The sequence below is a fragment of the Leptodesmis sp. genome, from assembly GCF_052746595.1.
Map to the genome: position 1 here is coordinate 1 of NZ_JBRAGO010000015.1, position 19,901 is coordinate 19,901.

The following is a 19,901-nucleotide window of genomic DNA, read 5'->3' on the forward strand; positions in this document are numbered from 1 at the left end:
GGGAATCGACAAGCGCGGGGACCTATAGCTCCCCGAACCCCTCAATAGTTAAGAGGCTGGCTTGTCGGGGGTAGTGGCGGTACAGTCCTCTGCAGAGGGGGCTAATTTCACCGGGAAGTAGAGTCCCTGATACTTTTTACCTGGTTCAAACTTCTGTTTCGCCACAAACTCAGCAGCGGCATCATCCAGTCCCTTAAAGCCAGAAGACTTTAATAGTATGGGTTTGGCGGCGATCGTGCCATCCGGTTTCACAATCACCCCAAACCAGGGTTCTCCTTGTACTGCTTGATCGTCATGCTTGAATTGACAAGCCTGTTTTGGGTAGGGAGCTTTGATGGCATCTAATTTTTTCCAGTCTTCTTGCAAATCGCCTTGAGACAGATCGATCGCGTAATTGCTAAAGTTAACAGCGTTTTTCTGAAAATCTTCCTCAGATGTATTTTCTGAATTGAATGCAAAGAGATTAGCCAACTTCTGAGCCTCTGTTTCCTGGCCTGTTGCAGACTTCTCAGGAGACTTTAAATCACTAGCCTGTGTTGAAGGAGCATTACTGGTAGCCTCATCTTTTGAGGTGCCTGAGTTGGTATCTTTCTTAGCTTCATCCTCTTGCTTGTCAGAGGCTGGTTTTTTTTCCGCTTCTTTAGTCGGTTCTGCTTTTCTAGCAGGGGAGCGCGTTGGTAGCGATGAAGTGGCACTCAAACCACTAAACGGAATGGCAGGAGGTGTAAGAGGAATGGAGTACAAAGGGGTCGCATCCAATGGTGGCGAGTTTGCAGGTACTTCCAAATTGCCAATTGTTCCTAAAGAACCAGGGGATTCTGTTTTGCTGGATTTAGTAGTCGTTTTAGGTAGAGGCGACAGGGGCTTGAAGAGATTCGGTTGGGGCAGACGGGCTTGCTCTAGCGGGCTAAGTTCGACCACAGGAACCGATTTCGTGTCCGGTGGCTTTTCCCCTGAAGCAGACCACATCGGCAAGGTCACGGCCAGCAACGCATGAGTACCGAGAGAGGCCAATACAGCCAGTGCCAGAGGTTGACGGAGAAACTGGTCTGCCTTTTCCAAGTTCTGGAATTGAAACAGGCCTGGAACACTTTTTAGGGAGGAGAAGTTAACCATAGCAGAACCACTGCTTTGTGAAGATGATGAAGCCGAAATCTAGGAGCTACTCTAGCCCATCTTAGTCAACCGTGAGGTGTTGTGGAGGCGATCGCAGGCAGACAATTTTCCGTCTGCAGCCGAGAAACCTGCCACCTTTCCTTTCCGTCTCTTCTAGGCAGGATCCGGATCTAACGCCACCTGTACAATCAGCAACGAGAAGTAGTGGAGTTGCAAATCAGGCAGGTCTTGTAGCCCCTTGTACAGGCGCTGCTGCGGTAAGGTGGCCCACTCCACAACATAGCTCTGGCTTAACAGGTTGAACTGCTCTAATACTTGCCAAACCTGGGGATAGACCGAACTCAACTTCATCAATACCACCACGTCCGCCCACTTTAAGGCCGCTTCTAACTCGGTCAGATTATAAGGGGCCGGCAGCACCGTTAATCGCTGTTGGCGAATGGTCAGGGGCAGTCCTAAACTGGCAGCGGCGGCTAAGGGAGAACACACCCCCGGCACGGCTTCTACAACCACATCGGGATGGGAGGCTTGTAAGGTTTGCGCCAGGTAAGTAAACGTGCTGTAAAAACTGACATCTCCTTCGCAGGCAAATACCACATCCTGCCCGGTTTTGAGATAAAGCCCAGACTTGTTCAGCTGCCAGTTTCCACGCTTCCAGCAAAATTGCAGTGTCCTGGACATAGGGGAAAGTAAGGGGTAATTGAACCTGATCGGGGTGTAACTAGGATTGGATAATTTGCTCGGCAAATCCAGCTTTCCCTCGCACTCCAGCAGGATAGGCGACAACGGGCGATCGCTGCAGCAACCGCACCGCCTTCACCGTCAGCAACTCCGGATCTCCCGGGCCCACACTAATTCCATACAACCTTCCAGCCATCATCCATCCTCTTGTTCTACAACCGGGTTTAAACCTTTCAGTCTAAAGTCCAGTAGAGTGAAAGAAGACCTTCAAATTTCTTAACAGACTGCTTATGGCATTACCCACCATTATTCTGCCGGGTTACATGGCGGGGGCGATCGAGTACCGGAACCTGCAAGCCAGTCTGCAAACACTGGGCATTGAGGCGACGATCGTACCCCTGCGCTGGCAAGATTGGATTCCGACGCTCGGCGGGCGATCGGTAACTCCAATTCTGCGAGCGATTGATGCCACCGTGCAGCAGGTTTTACAGCAGAGCGGGGCTGCTCAGGTGAATCTGGTAGGGCATTCCGCCGGAGGATGGCTAGCCCGCATCTATCTGGGAGAAAAGCCCTACTGCATCCATCCCACGGATACGGAAGCCTGTGTTTGGAACGCTCGCTCGCTGGTCAACACATTGGTAACTTTAGGAACGCCTCACACCAGTCTGGAACGCTGGACCCGCCGAAACCTGGATTTTGTCAACCAGACCTATCCCGGTGCCTTCTATTCCGATGTTCGGTACGTCTGCGTGGCTGGGAAAGCCATTTTTGGGCGACGTCGTCCGGGAAGTTGGTTGGCTTACAGCAGCTACAAACTCACCTGTGGCCAGGGAGACTGTTGGGGCGATGGTATCACTCCCATCCCAGCAGCCCACTTAGAAGGGGCAGATAACAGAATCCTGGAAGGCGCAACCCATTCTCCTAAAGCCAGACGCATCTGGTATGGCTCTCCGGGGTTGTTGGAGCAGTGGGTGAAGGAGTTACAGGAGTGATGGGTAGAGACGTTTTGCCGAAACGTCTCTACTGTTCGATATACAACGATCCCTGCTCCTGACCCGCGATCGGAATGCTTTTGTAGCGCAGGGTGCCTGTCACAATAATTTCCTGGCCTTTTGCGGGGGCCTGTCCTGTAGTGAGTACCCAGATTTTCCCAGTTGAGTCTTGCAGTCGGTAAACGGTTCCTCCCAGTAGGGGAGCGTGATCGCCGACTGTCCCTTTCAGGGTAACGATCGCATCTTTTTCTTGGGATGGAACATCCTGGATGGCGATCGTCTCAATCGCAGGACTGGCACCCGATTCTGAAATCGCAGGACGAACACAGCCCACAACTGGTAGCAGCAATAACCATCCGACGAACTGAAGCTTGACCAGGGTGGCCAGGGATTTAGGAACAGAAAGTGTCAAAATCAGCATTACAAGCGTCAGCGAATCTGCGAAACTTATGGACAGCTTAACGCTGTGTTGGCAAAGACGACACGATCTGGAAAACATTTCATCTTCGTTGCGAATTCATGTCTTCTCAAACCGCCCAACTCCTTGATGGCAAAGCCCTGGCCCAAAGGATCCAGGAAGAACTGGCCCAGCAGATTCAAACTCTCCAGGCGCAAAATCAGAGGCTTCCCGGTTTAGCTGTCCTCATGGTAGGAGATAATCCGGCCAGTGCCGCCTATGTTCGCAATAAAGAGCGGGCCTGTCAGAAGGTGGGGATTGCCTCCTTTGGGCGACAGTTCCCCACTGAAACGACGCAGGCTGAGGTAGAACAGGCGATTCAGGCTCTCAACCAGGACGATCGCGTCGATGGCATTCTTGTGCAATTGCCGCTCCCAGAGCATCTAGACGCCGTGGCGTTGCTGAATCAGATTGATCCCAGTAAAGATGTGGACGGCTTACATCCGGTGAACATGGGTCGCCTGGTGCGAGGAGAACCGGGTCTGCGCAGTTGTACACCTGCTGGAGTGATGCGGCTGTTGCAGGAGTATCAAATCGATCCCAAGGGAAAACATGCGGTAGTAATTGGGCGCAGTATTTTGGTAGGCAAACCCCAGGCATTATTACTGCTGGAAGCAGATGCAACGGTGACGATCGCCCATTCCAAAACTCAGAACCTGGCCGCGATCGCCAGTAGCGCCGATATTCTGATTGCTGCCATTGGCCGACCTGGATTGATCACGGCAGACATGGTAAAACCAGGGGCTACCGTGATTGACGTTGGCATCAACCGAATTACTGACTATGAAGGGAAATCCTATTTAGTGGGTGATGTGGAATTTGAGACAGTGCGCCAGGTGGCTGAGTTTATTACCCCAGTTCCCGGCGGGATCGGCCCCATGACCGTCGCCATGTTGCTAAGTAACACCGTTCAGAGCTATCACCAACAACATTCGTAATCGGACTTCATGTTCGATTTTCATGTTCGATGTGTGCAGAAAGCTCCGTAAAATGATGAGGAATAGGTACTGTTCGTGGGGAGGCAAACAGGAATGGTAGTCATAGATAACAAACCGACCGCTCAAACAGGAGTTAGTTTCGACTTGACGACCTATTTAGAGGAACGGCAAGCGATCGTGGAAGCAGCCCTCGATCGCTCCCTACCTGTGGTGTATCCCGAAAAAATCTATGAAGCGATGCGCTACTCCCTGATGGCCGGCGGGAAACGACTACGTCCCATCCTGTGTCTGGCTACCTGCGAACTGACTGGAGGCACCGTGGAAATGGCCCTGCCAACGGCCTGTGCCCTGGAAATGATCCACACCATGTCTCTGATTCACGATGATTTGCCTGCAATGGATAACGATGATTACCGACGGGGTAAACTCACAAACCACAAAGTTTTTGGCGAAGATGTGGCAATTCTAGCAGGCGATGGCCTGCTGGCTTATGCCTTTGAGCATGTTGCCGTTGAAACTCAAAATGTTCCCGCCGATCGCCTACTCAAGGTGGTGGCCATGCTGGGCCGAGCCGTAGGTGCCGCTGGATTGGTGGGGGGCCAAATCGTGGATCTGGACTGTGAAGGCAAACCCGATGTCTCCCTCGAAACGCTCAACTTCATCCATAACCACAAAACAGCCGCCTTGCTGGAAGCCTCTGTCACCTCTGGGGCTGTATTGGCGGGTGCGTCTGAAGCCGATTTGCAACGCTTATCCCGATATGCTCAAAACATTGGGCTAGCCTTCCAAATTGTGGATGACATTCTCGATATCACCGCTACTCAAGAAGAGTTGGGCAAAACGGCAGGCAAGGATTTGCAAGCTCAAAAGGCAACTTATCCCAGTATTTGGGGCCTGGAGGAATCCCGCCGACAGGCTGAGCATTTAATTGCAGGGGCCAAAGCAGAATTGGCTGAGTTCTGTGACAAAGCTGTTCCTTTGATCGCCCTGGCTGAATTTATTACATCCCGCACCCATTAAACCTGTAAGCTGGATTCCAGCACGGCTAACGATCGCTCATCTTACCCTCCGATAGCTCCTCACCCGACTTTTTATTTCCGCTCAAACTGACTTTCTTATCCCCCTCAAAAACCATGCAGGACTTTGGCGACATTCTCCACAACCAGGTGCTGCTGGTTGCAATTGCAGCCTGTTTAATCGCTCAAGCACTCAAAATTGCCGTTGACCTGGCCAAAAATGGCAAACTGAACATTCGTGCCCTGGTGGAAACAGGTGGAATGCCCAGCGCTCATTCTGCATTTGTGACTGCCCTCGCGACTGGAGTGGGGCAAACCCTGGGTTGGGCCAGTCCCGAATTTGCGATCGCCGTAGTGTTTGCAGCGATCGTCATGTACGATGCGGCAGGTGTCCGGCAGGCGGCAGGTAAACAGGCTCGCGTGCTCAACCAGATCATCGACGAATTTTTTGAAGGCGACCATCAACTTTCAGAAGCTCGTCTGAAAGAACTTCTGGGCCACACTCCCTTTCAAGTGATTGCCGGTTCTGTCCTGGGAGTCGCCATTTCCTGGTTTGCCGAGTGGGCCTATTAGAAAAAGTTTTGTACTAGACACTCAAATTCTGGTAGCAGCGGTGATGTTAGATGGGCTTGGGCAAAGGTCGCTCATTAGTTGCCCTAGGAGAAAGAACTTCCATCACAAGTTCGGGTGCAGCAGTGAGGTGTCCAGTTTTGTCCATCAACTGGCTCAGACGCTCAGTACTAATCCAGACTACATCGGGAATGACATTATCAGGGTCGCTATGCCAGGTAAGAGCAATGGCTTTCCTAGCTGGCTCAGGTTCGACCAGGTTCATAATTTTCCGCATAAATGTTTTCCCCTGTATTCTGGGGTTTTAGATGGGGCGATCGCGTCACAAACAATTCTCCATCAATGATTTCATAGCTCTTCCACTCATCGGCAAACAGCAGTTCGAGATCAGCATTGATCCAGCGGACTCTTTCAGGAAGAATTTAGCTCATGAGTAACCTTTCCATAATGTTTCAAAGATGGTCTAGCTAAATAGCCGCTGCGCGTCTATCACTACATCGGGAAAGGATAGCCGCGAAATGGTTCCCTGGATAAGAGTTAGTTCTGTTTGGTAAGCTCCATTCACTAAATCTCGAAATACCTTGAGTTGGCTATTCTTCAGGTCTGACACCCAATACTCCTGAATTCCAGCCTCAGCATAAACTTGCTTCTTTTCACCCAGGTCTTTCATCAGCGTTGACTGGGAGTACTCAATCAGCCAGAAAATATCTGCTGGATAGGGATGATGATCGAGATAGCGACGCAAGGGAGGCTGCACGACCGCGATGTCAGGCACAGGTTCCGAAGCATTGGGCAGGGTCACAGGTTTGGTTTCCCGCACAGCCGCCCGTTCTCCCAGTAACCGTCGCAGATAATCTGCTGCATCACTGCTGTAGCAGGCGTGAGGCTCTCGCTCCGGCAACATGACAACGATATCTCCTCGCAACAGTTCAACGGGCTGATCATCAAACAGTCCCGCATCGATCGCGGCATGATACCGATCCAGTGTCCACTTGTAGAGGGTGAGAGCCATTACCTATCCAGGGCTAATAAAAATAAAGTAGTCGTGACAGAATCAATTGATTGTGGCACAGAAGCAAAGTCGCGAACCATTTTTACTCTATGCCATGTTAATAATTGTAAGAACCTCTTGAGGCAAGAATTTAGTGGATGACACCTTTAAAGTGAAAATTGCTGAATTTCCTGACAATGCTATGAGATAGTAAGCAGCAAACGCCAGTATTGGAACGCTCTGGGCAATATATTTATATATTTTAGCTACTGGAGAAACAAGCATGGCCTTTACAGATGACATCGCCAAGGTTGCAGAACAAGTCCGCAAGAGAGCTGAAGAAGTCTCCGGTGAAGAAGCGACAAAAATGGGGTTAATTGTGCCCTTCCTTAGCACTCTTGGTTACGATGTCTTTGATCCCACAGAAGTTATCCCTGAATACATAGCGGATTTTGCTGTCAAGAAATCAGGGCAAATGGAGAAAGTAGATTATGCCATATCAATTAGCAATGTGATTGTCATGCTTGTGGAAGCAAAAGCCCGTAATCAAAAGCCGGAAGCTCATGATGGTCAGTTGAAAAGATACTTCAACGGCTTGCACTCAGCTAAAGTTGCAATTGTTACAAATGGCATAGAGTATCTCTTCTTCACAGGTTTACGTCATGAGAACATGATGGATGATGAACCTTTCTTCATCTTCAATATCCTTAATTACGATCAAAAGAAAGTTGAAGCTCTAAAGTTTTTTCATAGAGATAACTTTGATGCACTTGCAATCAAGCGACATGCTGAAGAGATGGTTTATCTTACTGGAATGACTCAATTAATGGATGGCCTTTTGCGTTCTCCATCTGATGAGTTCATTCACTTTTTAATTTCTCAGCTTAGTAATCTTGGTTCTAGATACGCAATAGAAAGCAAGGTTACTAGCAAAGTAGTTCAGAAATTCCGACCAATTGTGAAAAAGTCTATTCAAGGGAGTTTAGTTGATTTGATGACCCAGTCTATTAGCAAAGAAATGGGCCAGTCTAATGAAATTTCTTCGCCTACACAGCTAATAGAAGAGGTTGAAGAAATTCACAATGAAGTAGAACAGGATTCAGAAGATATTAAAATAGAGACGACTGCTGAAGAGTTGGAAGCCTTCGAGAAAGTTAAAGCGATTGCAGCAAAGTCTAAAGCCTATAATCTAGAGATCAAGTATAAGGATGTTGTGTCATATTTTGGTTTGAATGTTGAAAAAGTAACATGGTAGTTTTTAAGGCTATATCTATCTCCTAAAAAGAAAAGCTTTGTAACTCGTTTACCTCTTGATGAAGTCAAAAAAATGTCATTAGGTTTTGAAGTTCAGGAGATATCGGCTTCATTTGGAGATGCAACTACAAGAGTAATCATTTCGTCAATCAATGATCTGGATATTTTGAGTGATTTAATCCTCAAATGCTACGAGACTGAAGCTGCAAAACGGATATCTGGAAAGGTTGTTTAGGTTCAAAGCCGTGGCCTTCTATTTCGATAACTGCTCTAAAAAGGATTGTGTTACAGAGGTAGGAGATTCTGACTGCATGATGGCTCGGACAACGGCAACCCGTTCCGCTCCTGCAGCCAGGACTTCAGGAAGGTTGGTCAGATCAATGCCGCCGATCGCAAACCAGGGGATCGTCGCGTGATCCACAGCGTATCGAACATAGTCCAGACCTGCCGCAGCCCGTCCTGCTTTTGTTGGAGTTTCATAGACTGGCCCCACACCGATATAATCAGCCCCCTCTTGAATCGCTCGCTGCATCTCCTCCGGGTTCTTGGTGGAGCGGCCAATGATCCGCTGGCTGCCCAACAACTGTCTTGCTAAAGAAAGGGGAATGTCTTGCTGGCCCAGATGCACCCCATCCGCATTCACGGCTAAGGCAAGATCGACGCGATCGTTGACAATAAACAGTGCTTGATACTGATGGCACAGGTTACACAACTCGGCGGCCCGTTCCAGGCGTACCATATCCTCCGACTCCTTATCCCGGTATTGCACCAGAGTTAGGCCACCCTGCAAAGCAGCTTCCACAGTGGCGAATAAATTGTCTGAGGGAGAAGTCACTAAATACAGTCGCGCATCCTTCAGCTTCTGATGCCGCTCATACACCATTAACGTACTTTCCAGGGTGTAAATTCGATAGCGCATCTGTTTGCAGGCCGCGCCCATCTCCGGGTGATATATCTTGCCGTATTCTTCCAGCACCCTTAGAGCTTCCTGAACGCGACAGAGATTGGCCTGCAGTACCTGCTGCACACCCGATCGCGTGGCTTCATCCGGATGGGTCAAATCCGTACCCACATCATCGGGCGTGTCTCTGGCGGCTCGTAATTCTGAGGTGTGCCAGTGAGCTATCTCTTGTCGCAGGGCTTTACACACTTCCACCAGGGGTACATCGTCCAGAGCAAAACGGCACCATTCTTCAATCACCCGCAAGCCTTCACGGGCGCGATCTAGATTGGCATCCAGAATGCGATACAGCGCAGGTTGAACAAATCGATGACTTGGGCGATCGGGCATTTCAACAACCTCATCCACAGGAAAAATTAGTGCTTCAACTTCTGCTAAATGGAGTACAACGGAATCGCTCCTGGACGTGCTTTCCATGAAAATTCTAGCAACGTTTCTGCGAGCGAGAAAAACATTGAGTTTAAGAGCAGCACCAATGTATCAACTGATCCAGCACCGGATTCAAACTGCTTGCAATGATCCCTTATCCCAATTATCGGTTTGGCTCAGGATCGGACTGATCACTAGCATTGCTATCAGTTGTGGTAGCTCCGGAGCTATTGCTCAAATCATCCTACCGTCTCAAGTGCCGTTCCGGCTGGTTCAGTCTACCGAAAATGCAACAGCTTATCCTGTGTTGTATGTCAATCCGGTAACTGGCAATGACAGTACTGGCGACGGCAGCGATCGTACTCCCTTCAAAACAATTACCCAAGCCCTCCAGGTTGCCCAACCCAACAGTATGATTCAGCTCGCACCGGGCACTTACAGCGTAGAAACCGGAGAAGTGTTTCCGATTACGCTACGGCCTCGGATTACGATTCAGGGAAATCCTGAAAATCGGGGACAGGATGTAGTGATTCAGGGAGGAGGCTGGTTCTCTGGCCCCGCTTCCGCCCGTCGTAGTATCACCATTTTGGGAGGCGCAAATCACTCTACTCTGTCTGGGGTCACGATTACCAATCCCACAGGGTATGGTATCCAGGTTGAATTTAGCAACCCAATCCTGACCAACAACACTTTTCAGGGAAGTAAAGAGGGTGGCATTGTGGTAACAGGGAATAGCGCCCCTATAATTCGTAATAATTTCTTCTATCAGAACGATGATGTTGGAATTCGGGTTCAGAATACGGCCCGACCTTCTGTGCAGGACAACATCTTTGAACAAACGGGCACTGCCATTCTAGTGCGCGATCGTGCCATCCCTGAAATCATCGGCAATCGGATTACTCGCAACAAAATGGCCATTGTCCTGCAGGGTCAGGCGCGGCCAACACTGGGAAACAACTCCATTGAAAATAACGAGCAGAATGAGTTGATAACCCCTACTTCTACTGTCATGCCGTCCTCAACTACGGCAACTTCCACCATTCCCTTTGAAACTCAGCTACCCAGAGCAACGGCTACACAAGCCCCTCCAGCAACTAAAGCTGAAACTCCTATACAGCCGCTATCCGTTACTCGCACTGAACCCCCAACTGCTGCACCTGCTCAACCATCCCGCTCAGCCAACACACCTGTGCCCGCTACAACGGCGATCGTCCCTGCCAACAGCATTACAGCTGCATCCTTCCCGGTTCCAGGAAGCGCAGGACACCCTACAGTATCTAATTCAGTACCGCGCTCCATGCAAGTGGTACGTCTCAATAGTTTCTCCCAACCAGCCGCTGCTGAGGCTCCTATACCGTCCAGTTCAGGAGAAATTCCTGAAGCCACAGTAGTCGTTAAGCAGGCTAAGTCGCGATCGCCCGTTCCTGCTCCTTTACCAACGGCAGAGACAGCTTCAAGCTTGCCAACCCAGGCGGTGACCTCTCGTCGCTCTATCCGAATTCCCGTTCCAGCCACGGCAACCGGATCTGAATCTACTTTCCCAACAGGAAGCCCACTTGCCAATCATTCAAAGCAAGCAACGGCGATTCCGATTCCAGTTCCCCCGCCAGAAAGCGGCACTGTCACGCCTGCTCCCGTTAGGATGGCAAATCCCATCTCAACCACGCCCACACCCCGTCCGCCTGCACAAGCAGTCAGCATCCTACCAGTTCCCAGTCCTGATATTCCTTTGGGAAACATTAGTGGAATGCCAAAGGTTTACACGACAGGCACTGCTGCTTCCGTCTCAACTAAATCCTTAGCCGCCGCACCCACAACCTCTACCGGTGTCATCGTGCGTTATCGGGTTGTGGTTGCAGCAATCGATGATACGCAACAGACTCAGGTACGATCGCTTGTGCCGGAAGCTTTTCCGATTTCTTACAAGGGAAAATCCATGATGCAGGCTGGCGCATTTAGCGATCGCTCCAAGGCGGAGCAACTTGCCAATACCCTGATGAGCCAGGGATTGACAGCGAGTGTTGAAGAAATGAACTAAAGTCTGTCAGCCAAGAACCCCGAAACCTTTTAGATTTCGGGGTTCTGAGATACTTAGAGTTTAACTTCGATGTCTACCCCAGCCGGAAGGTCAAGTTTCATCAGAGCATCGATCGTCTTGGAAGAGGGCTGGTAAATGTCGATGATGCGGTGATGGGTACGGGTTTCAAAGTGCTCCCGTGAGTCTTTATCGACGTGGGGAGAACGCAGAACGCAATAGATTCGGCGTTTGGTGGGTAGGGGAATGGGGCCGATCGCGGTGGCGTTCGTGCGGTTTGCCGTGTCTACAATCTTTTCGCATGAAGTATCTAAAAGCCGGCGATCAAACGCTTTCAGGCGAATACGAATCTTTTGCTGTTGAATAGTTGCCATCAATGTTCACCAAATGAATTGTCAAGGTTCTGAATATGAGAATTGATTGTAGCGAGGGAGTTACAAGCACTTAAGCAAAGCTGTCTCACTGGCTAAAGTCAATACTCAAGACATGTCACAAATTTAATCCAGAGATACCTGTAAGAGAGACGTAGAGACGCTCCCCTGGAACGTCTCTACAAAATCGGTGGGTTACTTGAGAATCTTGGATACTACACCTGCACCCACAGTCCGACCACCTTCACGAATAGCAAAGCGCATTCCCTGTTCGATCGCGATCGGGTTGATCAATTCCACAGTCATCTTGATACGGTCACCGGGCATCACCATTTCAGCTTCGCCACCTTCATCAGTGGTGAAGTCACTGATAGTACCAGTTACATCGGTCGTCCGTACATAGAACTGGGGCTTGTAACCAGGGAAGAAGGGAGTGTGACGACCACCTTCTTCTTTCTTGAGAATGTAGACTTCAGACTCAAACTTGGTATGAGGGGTAATAGAACCGGGCTTTGCCAGCACCATACCACGCTCAATATCAGTCTTCTGAATCCCCCGGAGCAGGATTCCAGCATTATCGCCAGCCATCCCTTCTTCCAGACTCTTCTTGAACATTTCAATCCCGGTCACAACTGACTTACGGGTGGGTCGGATGCCAACGATTTCCACTTCATCCGAAATCTTGACCTTACCCCGCTCGATTCGACCAGTTGCAACTGTACCCCGACCAGTAATCGAGAATACGTCTTCAACAGCCATCAGGAAGGGCTTATCAACATCTCGCTCAGGAGTGGGAATGTATTCATCAACAGCATCCATCAACTGATAGATGGCATCGACCCACTCGTTTTCACCCTTTTGGGTTTTGGGGTTAGATGTCATCGCTTCCAAAGCCTGGAGAGCAGAACCAGCAATGATTGGAATTTCATCCCCAGGGAAGTCGTAAGAGCTTAACAATTCACGGACTTCGAGTTCAACCAGTTCCAGCAGTTCTTCATCATCCACCATGTCCTTCTTGTTCAGGAACACGACCAGACGAGGAACACCGACCTGACGCGCCAACAGAATATGTTCACGAGTCTGAGGCATGGGACCATCGGCTGCGGAAACCACGAGAATCGCTCCGTCCATTTGAGCAGCACCCGTGATCATGTTCTTCACATAGTCTGCGTGTCCGGGACAGTCAACGTGGGCATAGTGCCGAGCATTCGTCTCATACTCTACATGAGCGGTATTGATCGTAATCCCCCGTGCTTTTTCTTCAGGGGCAGCATCAATTTCATCGTATTTCTTCGCCGCTGCCTGACCATTCGCGGCCAGAGTCATAGTGATTGCTGCTGTCAGCGTGGTTTTGCCGTGGTCAACGTGACCGATCGTGCCAATGTTGACGTGAGGTTTTGTCCGTTCAAACTTTGCGCGTGCCATTGATTATGCGTTCCTTTTCCTGATTATGCGTTCCCTTTGCTCTTTGCGATGATAGCCTCAGCTTCATTTCGGGGGACTTCATCATAGTGGCTGAATTCCATTGTGAAGACACCCCGTCCCTGAGTCTTAGTTCGGATATCAGTAGCATATCCAAACATATTCGCCAATGGAACCTTTGCGGCTACTTTGGCAATTCCGTTGACGTTGTCTTGGCCTTCAATCTGCCCCCTGCGGGAGTTGAGGTCGCCAATGACGTTACCAACAAAATCGTCAGGGACTTCCACTTCAACTTTCATCATGGGTTCTAGTAACACGGGAGCAGCCTTCATCACGGCTTCCTTAATTGCCATAGAACCAGCAATTTTGAAAGCCATTTCAGAAGAGTCCACATCGTGATAGGACCCATCTACAAGGGTTGCTTTGAGGTCGATCACTGGATAACCCGCCAGGATTCCAGACTCGCAAGCCTCTCGCATCCCTTGTTCCGCTGGGGCAATGTATTCCTTTGGAACCACGCCACCAACAATTTTCGAGACAAACTCAAATCCGCTACCGGGCTCCCCAGGTTCCAGTTCAATCACCACGTGACCGTACTGTCCTTTACCACCACTCTGACGTACAAATTTGCCCTCAGCTCGAACAGGCTTACGGATTGTTTCACGATAAGCAACCTGAGGGGCACCAACATTAGCTTCAACTTTAAATTCCCGGCGCATGCGATCAACTAAAATATCTAGGTGCAGCTCACCCATCCCTGAAATCACTGTCTGATTGGTTTCTTGATCCACGCTGACGCGGAAAGTTGGATCTTCCTCAGACAACGATTGCAGAGCCTTGGATAGCTTTTCCATATCCTGCTTGGTCTTGGGTTCGACCGCCACAGAAATCACAGGTTCGGGAATAAAGAGAGATTCCAGAATTACTGGAGCACTGTCATCGCAGAGAGTATCTCCGGTAAAGGTATCTTTCAGCCCAAGAGCCGCTCCCAAGTCTCCTGCCCGCAGTTCATCCACTTCAATGCGATCGTCTGCCTTCAAGACAATCAAGCGAGAGATTCGTTCTTTCTTGTTCTTGGCGGAGTTGAGCACATAACTGCCCTTCTGCAGGACACCGGAGTACACCCGAATGAAGGTTAACCGACCATAAGGATCTGCCATGATCTTAAAGGCCAAAGCCGACAGGGGCTGATTATCATCGGCAGTACGCTCAACCGTTTCTCCGTTAGGAGTCGTTCCTTGAATGGGAGGAACATCGATTGGTGCCGGAAGATAGTCAATTACCGCATCCAGCAGTAATTGCACCCCTTTATTCTTGAAGGCCGACCCACAGAGCATCGGAACGATCGTGCCCTCCAGTGTTCCTTTCCGCAGAGCAGCCTTAATTTCCGCTTCGGTTAACTCTTCGCCTTCAAGGTATTTCTCAGTCAACTCATCATCAGTTTCGGCAACCGACTCGACTAGCTTGAGTCGATACTCATCTGCTAGATCTTTGATGCCATCTGGAATGGGAGCCTCTTTAATATCAGTTCCCAAGTCATTGGTATACAGATAGGCCCGCATCCGTACCAGATCGACAATCCCCTCCAGATTATCTTCGCTACCAATCGGAAGCTGGATAGGCACAGCATTGGCGCGCAGGCGATCGCGCACTTGCTCGTATACCTTAAAAAAGTTCGCGCCCGTCCGATCCATCTTGTTGACGAATACAATCCGGGGAACTTTATAGCGATCAGCTTGTCTCCATACCGTTTCAGTCTGGGGTTGAACACCACCGACAGAACAAAGCACCGTGATCACCCCATCCAGTACCCGCATGGAACGTTCTACCTCGATCGTGAAGTCTACGTGTCCAGGGGTATCAATAATATTGATCTTGTATTCCGGTTCCCCAGCCAGAGGCTGAGTGGGATTTTCGGGATCGCGCCGAGTCCAGGATGTACTAATCGCAGCAGCTGTAATCGTGATTCCACGCTCCCGCTCCTGCTCCATCCAATCTGTTACGGCAGTTCCCTCGTGGACCTCACCCATTTTGTGAACCACGCCAGAATAAAACAAAATACGCTCAGTTGTAGTGGTCTTACCCGCATCAATATGCGCAGCAATACCAATATTTCGAACCCTATCGAGCGGGACAGTACGTGGCACAGCTACCTCCTTAGTCTCTGCCGCAGAAATTCCTTACTGCTTCTGTTAAGATTTTATACCTTTTGCTTACAAGTGTGAGCTTGCAACTGGTGATGGGCGCTTAGTAGCGATAGTGAGCAAATGCCTTATTCGCCTCTGCCATTCTATGCGTTTCTTCACGCTTCCGGATGGCACTGCCTGTTTGATTGGCCGCATCCATCAACTCATTTGCCAACTTACTGGCCATTGACTTGCCGGTGCGCTGGCGAGCAAATTGGATCAACCAGCGAAGCGCGAGAGCAGTCCCCCGATCGGAGCGCACTTCAACGGGAACCTGATAGGTTGCCCCACCAACCCGACGGGCTTTCACTTCAACCAACGGAGTCACATTTTTAACAGCTTGCTCAAACACTTCGATCGGGTCAGAGCCAGTGCGTTGCTCAATGGTTTTAAAGGCATCGTAAACAATCCGGGTGGCCAGAGATTTCTTGCCACTTCTCATAATCCGCCGTGCCATCATGGTTACCAGCCGGGAGTTGTAGACCGGATCAGACGGAATTGGGCGCTTTTGAATAACAGTACGACGGGACATAGGTAACCTTTAGCAACAGAGACTGTGTTGAAGAACTAAAACAAACCAACAAACTAGAGGAGAACTCCCATCACTGATTCTAAAATTCAGGTCTGACATCAACCCGAACTTGGGCAATGGAGGTAAAACCTGATTGATATACCAGAATTAGGAGGGATTACAGCACCATCACGACTTACTTGGGTCGCTTGGCTCCATACTTAGAACGACCCTGTTTACGGTCCTTCACGCCAGCCGTATCCAGCGTTCCACGAATAATGTGATAGCGAACACCGGGCAAATCTTTTACCCGACCGCCTCGGATCATAACGACTGAGTGCTCCTGCAGGTTATGCCCAATTCCAGGAATATAGGCTGTCACTTCAAAACCAGATGTTAAACGAACCCGTGCCACCTTACGTAGAGCGGAGTTGGGCTTCTTGGGTGTTGTGGTGTAAACCCGGGTGCACACTCCACGGCGCTGAGGACAGCTCTTGAGAGCTGGAGATTTTGTCTTCTTGATTAATTTTTCGCGTTCACTACGAATAAGTTGCTGGATAGTGGGCATGTCTAACTATACGCGGCGGTATCCCTTCTAACTTTTTCCAAATTACCAGGGTACCAATCCTAACGAGTCAATGTCAATCTAAAATTTTTAACTGTTCCATAAAGGAAAGGGGAAAGGTCGTTTTTAGCTTGTCCATCAGCCAATGGCAAAAGAGTTGCCACAGCTGCAGGTTTGCAGCGCATTGGGATTGTGGAAGCGAAATCCACCCCCCATCAAGTCTTCTGAGTAATCAATGACAAGCCCATTCACATAGGGCAAAGCTTGGGAGTTAATCAATACCGTGATCTCGTTACAGCGATAGGTTTGATCTCCAGGCTGTTCCCCACTCTCAAAGGAGAGCGAATAGGATAGCGGCAGACAACCGCCGTTGACGACTGCAATCCGCAATTTTGGATCGGGTTCCTGACTTTTGGCGCGTAATCTGAGAATTTCGATCGTTGCTGTTGGGCTTAGCTGAATCATGGCTCAATTTTCTCAGAATCAGCTACTCCTCGCAATCACTGTATACAATCACTGTATAGAATGCAAAGAAATCATAATAGGGTAGAGAGCTTGTATTTCTCTTCCCCATTTTTCTCAGTTATCAAATATTTGGATATTTAGGATCCCAATTTGTCCTAAGCGGGGGTCCGAGAATAGTCATCTTGGAAGCGAATAATGTCATCTTCCCCCAGGTACTCGCCGTTTTGCACTTCGATCAGCACTAGGGGAATTACACCGGGATTTTCTAAGCGATGGGCTGTACACTGAGGCACATAAGTTGACTGATTGCTATGAAGAATTTCTTCCTTGTCACCACAAATTACCTTAGCCGTGCCGGAAACAACAATCCAGTGTTCACTCCGATGATGATGCATTTGTAAACTCAGTCGATGACCGGGTTTTACCTCAATCCGCTTGATTTTGTATCCCCGCCCTTCTTCCAGGACTGTAAATGCTCCCCAGGGACGTAGCTCAGTGGCTGCTACGCCTTTTGAAACGGCAGGACTAACCAGAGCTACTGCAGACACGGCTTGAACTTCTTGAGCTGAAGACACAGTATTTTCTCCTTTGTACTGGCAAAATTAAAATTCTGAAAACATTGAGATTCTGAAAATAAAGCTTGTCCAAGTCCAGCATTCTGGTTTTCCTAATAGGGAAACAACCGTTATCTAGACGAACTTGGTTTATGCCTTGTTATTTCAATTTTCAGAGAACCAAAGACCCGAAATTGGTAGACGAAATATGAAAATTGAAACGTAATCAGCAACACGCAAAGATTCAGGTAATTTATCCGTCAGTAACACTAACAAATCTGCCCCCAGGTATGTCAGCCTCTGAAGGCTTAAATTGATAGAAATTTTATGATCCGGTCAGAGAGTCAGAGAAATATTCATCACCTTGGTGACTGAAGTCGCGGCTATACCGAAAAACCTGCCGACGCAGGTTACTGAAAACCTTGATTTTATTGAGTCTGCTGACGCAGACTTGGGGAGTGTAGTCGCGGTTTTAACCGCCAGATCACCTCTGACAGGGGGATGGTAGATAGTCAGCAGTCAGTTCCGTTCTCTCTCCTCAAGGATTTGGAGCTAGAAAGATGCCAATGCCGTTGTGAACTCGGGCGGCGGTACGAGGGGGACGATCGCGCACCTCTCCTCCTAAAAAAAGCGTACTGGAACTACCCCCATCCAGATTTAAGGCTGCGATCGCGCCCAATTGTTGCATTAATTGCGCCATATCCATGAGCGATAACTCCGTGCCATCGAGACGGTTGTAGGCTGTGACCAGAAGAAATGTCCCATTAGCGGTTTGCCCGATCGCGCTACGAGGAGCCGTCTCTGTAATGAATGCCTGACTGAACCCCTCAGCCTGGGGATTGAGAACGATTTGACCATTTTGTATCAAAAGTGGGCCAGCCCCGATAATTTGGGGAAATTGGTTGAAGGTGGGTGGATTGGTGGCAGATTCAAGTTGCAAGGGAGTACCAGCGGGCAAAAGGGAGGCTGCTGCCTGGTTAGAGCGGAGCACCAGAAGATAACCATCAGTAGGAATGGGGACAGGGGATGTGCCTGCCTTGGCGATCGCCTGTTGATGAGAAACCTGGTTATTCTGCACCGTCACCACAATTTCGTTGTCTGACAGGGGCGTGTAGGTCGGCCCCCAATGATTCGTATAGCGAGCCATCCCTGCCTGTAAATAGCCACTGTTCAAATGAGTCAGGGGCAATCGTTGACCATTGCCAGCCATGAGAGTTTCCTGAAGGGTCAGGCGATCGAACAGCGCATTGCCCGATGTATCCCAGGCAATTGCCCCTCGGTTCAAAACTGGGCCAGATAACCATTGCCCATCCTGACGAATTGCCCCCAGCGGCAGTTGGCGATTCCGGTTAAAAAATCCGCCATTGATGGCAGCCGCAACCTGATTCTGGGTAGCCGTTTGGGCCAGGAGAGCCGTTCCCAGCATGGAAGTGGGATTGGGGGCGATCGGCTTCATACTCAGTCCGGGCTGCCGGGGGTTGACTTCCAGCCACTGCACCGGCATGGGACGATTTCCCACAGTGACAATCTGCTGCCGCCAGCGCAACCCCGGTGCCCACAAAATATTTTGTTCCACTAGGCTATCCGGACGAATATCAACAACAATGCGATCGGGGGCTGATGTACTCCAAACGCGGGGTCGCAAACCAGAGGGCAGGGTGAGGCGTAAGCGGCTCTGATGGGTAGAAATTGACTCCAGTTTCAGGGATTGTCGATCGGTACCGGAATTCGGTTTTAACGGTTGCACTAGGGCGGGATCTATCTGAGCTTCTAGAGTCAGTACCAGTTCCTGTCCCTGGAAATCTGTCTGCCAGGGAATAGAACGATCGACCTGGATCACCCAGCGATCGCCCCAGGATTGTTTGGACTGACGAATTCCTATTACCTTCGCGGCAGGTGTCACGATCTGTAAGGTTTCAGGAGTTGCCTGAACTTGCCATCCGGCCTGCTGTGCCAGATCGGTGATGTCCAGGTAACGGAGAGAGGACGTCAGGCGAGTTGGCAAGCTGGCAGTACTGGCAAACCACTGAAACGGCTGTTGAGCTACGTTGTCGGTATTCAGGAATTGGATACCCATGATGCTCTGTAACCCCGCATCGGTGATTCCAGTCCGGAGATCACCTGTGGGCGATCGCCACTGCATCCAGGCAACCGCGATCGATCGACCATTTAAGGTAATCTGCGCTCCCTGTTGGACTGTTGCTGCCCCCACAGGCATTTGAGTGGGAGATAGGATAGCAGGAGTGGGAGATGGAAATGTTGGGAGCGGTTGGGCGATCGCGCGTTCAGTCATCCCCACATGCAGTTGGCTGCCATCGACAATGCCAACCAGAGCAGCCCCAAATGCCACTCCACAAAGGAGAAGGAGCCTGGGTCGAGGAAGAAACCTGTGGGACAAATCGAACAAAGGCATGATGATTCCGAATGCTTAAACGTGTGGCCTGTCA

At 49.8% G+C, this 19,901-nt stretch carries 21 protein-coding genes; 6 read left to right on the top strand and 15 right to left on the bottom strand.

All coding sequences use genetic code 11. From position 1 onward, the window contains the following. Nucleotides 1-48: 48 nt before the first annotated feature. The 3 genes from ACUVQO_RS05050 to ACUVQO_RS05060 form a co-directional block, all read right to left on the bottom strand. Entirely contained in the window at nt 49-1,062 is a 1,014-nt protein-coding gene (locus ACUVQO_RS05050; RefSeq protein ID WP_445924800.1) for an energy transducer TonB, read from the bottom strand. A gap of 207 nt (nt 1,063-1,269) precedes the next feature. Further along, nucleotides 1,270-1,797, bottom strand: a complete 528-nt coding sequence (locus tag ACUVQO_RS05055) for an SAM-dependent methyltransferase (RefSeq protein ID WP_445924801.1) — start codon at nt 1,795-1,797, stop codon at nt 1,270-1,272. A gap of 40 nt (nt 1,798-1,837) precedes the next feature. Continuing rightward, nucleotides 1,838-1,966, bottom strand: a complete 129-nt coding sequence (locus ACUVQO_RS05060; RefSeq protein WP_445924802.1) for an SAM-dependent methyltransferase — start codon at nt 1,964-1,966, stop codon at nt 1,838-1,840. Between the two features lie 121 nt (nt 1,967-2,087). On the opposite strand from ACUVQO_RS05060, the gene ACUVQO_RS05065 reads away from it, so the two are divergent. Continuing rightward, nucleotides 2,088-2,789 (top strand): esterase/lipase family protein, encoded by a 702-nt coding sequence (locus tag ACUVQO_RS05065; protein WP_445924803.1) that lies wholly within the window; start codon nt 2,088-2,090, stop codon nt 2,787-2,789. 28 nt (nt 2,790-2,817) lie between these two features. Here ACUVQO_RS05065 and ACUVQO_RS05070 read toward each other — a convergent pair whose 3' ends face one another. After that, entirely contained in the window at nt 2,818-3,210 is a 393-nt protein-coding gene (locus ACUVQO_RS05070; RefSeq protein ID WP_445924804.1) for a hypothetical protein, read from the bottom strand. Between the two features lie 98 nt (nt 3,211-3,308). On the opposite strand from ACUVQO_RS05070, the gene folD reads away from it, so the two are divergent. From folD to ACUVQO_RS05085, 3 genes are all read left to right on the top strand, one after another. Then, nucleotides 3,309-4,184, top strand: a complete 876-nt coding sequence (gene folD, locus ACUVQO_RS05075; RefSeq protein WP_445924805.1) for a bifunctional methylenetetrahydrofolate dehydrogenase/methenyltetrahydrofolate cyclohydrolase FolD — start codon at nt 3,309-3,311, stop codon at nt 4,182-4,184. Between the two features lie 93 nt (nt 4,185-4,277). Next, on the top strand, nt 4,278-5,204 hold the full coding sequence (crtE, locus tag ACUVQO_RS05080) for a geranylgeranyl diphosphate synthase CrtE (protein ID WP_445924806.1): 927 nt from the start codon (nt 4,278-4,280) through the stop codon (nt 5,202-5,204). Between the two features lie 113 nt (nt 5,205-5,317). Continuing rightward, complete coding sequence (locus ACUVQO_RS05085; protein ID WP_445924807.1) at nt 5,318-5,773, top strand: divergent PAP2 family protein; 456 nt, start codon at nt 5,318-5,320, stop codon at nt 5,771-5,773. 46 nt (nt 5,774-5,819) lie between these two features. Here ACUVQO_RS05085 and ACUVQO_RS05090 read toward each other — a convergent pair whose 3' ends face one another. Then, on the bottom strand, nt 5,820-6,047 hold the full coding sequence (locus ACUVQO_RS05090; RefSeq protein WP_445924808.1) for a hypothetical protein: 228 nt from the start codon (nt 6,045-6,047) through the stop codon (nt 5,820-5,822). Between the two features lie 186 nt (nt 6,048-6,233). Beyond that, nucleotides 6,234-6,782 carry a Uma2 family endonuclease gene (locus tag ACUVQO_RS05095; protein WP_445924809.1) on the bottom strand — a complete coding sequence of 183 codons (549 nt, stop codon included), beginning with the start codon at nt 6,780-6,782 and terminating at the stop codon, nt 6,234-6,236. 262 nt (nt 6,783-7,044) lie between these two features. On the opposite strand from ACUVQO_RS05095, the gene ACUVQO_RS05100 reads away from it, so the two are divergent. Further along, nucleotides 7,045-8,016: a hypothetical protein gene (locus ACUVQO_RS05100; RefSeq protein WP_445924810.1), complete on the top strand. Its 972-nt coding sequence runs from the start codon at nt 7,045-7,047 to the stop codon at nt 8,014-8,016. 252 nt (nt 8,017-8,268) lie between these two features. Here the strand turns inward: ACUVQO_RS05100 and ACUVQO_RS05105 are convergent, their stop codons facing one another. Further along, nucleotides 8,269-9,324: a thiamine phosphate synthase gene (locus ACUVQO_RS05105; RefSeq protein ID WP_445924811.1), complete on the bottom strand. Its 1,056-nt coding sequence runs from the start codon at nt 9,322-9,324 to the stop codon at nt 8,269-8,271. Between the two features lie 127 nt (nt 9,325-9,451). Between ACUVQO_RS05105 and ACUVQO_RS05110 the strand changes: the two genes are divergently transcribed. Then, a complete protein-coding gene (locus ACUVQO_RS05110; protein ID WP_445924812.1) occupies nt 9,452-11,383 on the top strand; it encodes a DUF1565 domain-containing protein in 1,932 nt (643 codons plus the stop codon). Between the two features lie 53 nt (nt 11,384-11,436). Here ACUVQO_RS05110 and rpsJ read toward each other — a convergent pair whose 3' ends face one another. The 8 genes from rpsJ to ACUVQO_RS05150 form a co-directional block, all read right to left on the bottom strand. Next, the gene (gene rpsJ, locus ACUVQO_RS05115; RefSeq protein ID WP_190343883.1) at nt 11,437-11,754 is read right to left on the bottom strand and encodes a 30S ribosomal protein S10; all 318 of its coding nucleotides are present in this window, start codon (nt 11,752-11,754) and stop codon (nt 11,437-11,439) included. Nucleotides 11,755-11,946: 192 nt separating this feature from the next. Then, nucleotides 11,947-13,176: an elongation factor Tu gene (gene tuf, locus ACUVQO_RS05120; RefSeq protein WP_445924813.1), complete on the bottom strand. Its 1,230-nt coding sequence runs from the start codon at nt 13,174-13,176 to the stop codon at nt 11,947-11,949. Nucleotides 13,177-13,199: 23 nt separating this feature from the next. After that, nucleotides 13,200-15,320: an elongation factor G gene (fusA, locus tag ACUVQO_RS05125; protein WP_445924814.1), complete on the bottom strand. Its 2,121-nt coding sequence runs from the start codon at nt 15,318-15,320 to the stop codon at nt 13,200-13,202. A 100-nt stretch (nt 15,321-15,420) separates the two neighbouring features. Next, nucleotides 15,421-15,891, bottom strand: coding sequence for a 30S ribosomal protein S7 (gene rpsG, locus ACUVQO_RS05130; RefSeq protein ID WP_445924815.1), 471 nt, complete (start codon nt 15,889-15,891; stop codon nt 15,421-15,423). A 175-nt stretch (nt 15,892-16,066) separates the two neighbouring features. Beyond that, nucleotides 16,067-16,438: a 30S ribosomal protein S12 gene (rpsL, locus tag ACUVQO_RS05135; protein WP_233748618.1), complete on the bottom strand. Its 372-nt coding sequence runs from the start codon at nt 16,436-16,438 to the stop codon at nt 16,067-16,069. Nucleotides 16,439-16,573: 135 nt separating this feature from the next. Next, nucleotides 16,574-16,900, bottom strand: a complete 327-nt coding sequence (locus ACUVQO_RS05140) for a HesB/IscA family protein (protein ID WP_445924816.1) — start codon at nt 16,898-16,900, stop codon at nt 16,574-16,576. Between the two features lie 155 nt (nt 16,901-17,055). Further along, nucleotides 17,056-17,448, bottom strand: a complete 393-nt coding sequence (locus ACUVQO_RS05145; RefSeq protein WP_445924847.1) for a phosphomannose isomerase type II C-terminal cupin domain — start codon at nt 17,446-17,448, stop codon at nt 17,056-17,058. 544 nt (nt 17,449-17,992) lie between these two features. Then, nucleotides 17,993-19,804 (bottom strand): phosphodiester glycosidase family protein, encoded by a 1,812-nt coding sequence (locus ACUVQO_RS05150; protein ID WP_445924817.1) that lies wholly within the window; start codon nt 19,802-19,804, stop codon nt 17,993-17,995. Nucleotides 19,805-19,901 lie beyond the last annotated feature (97 nt).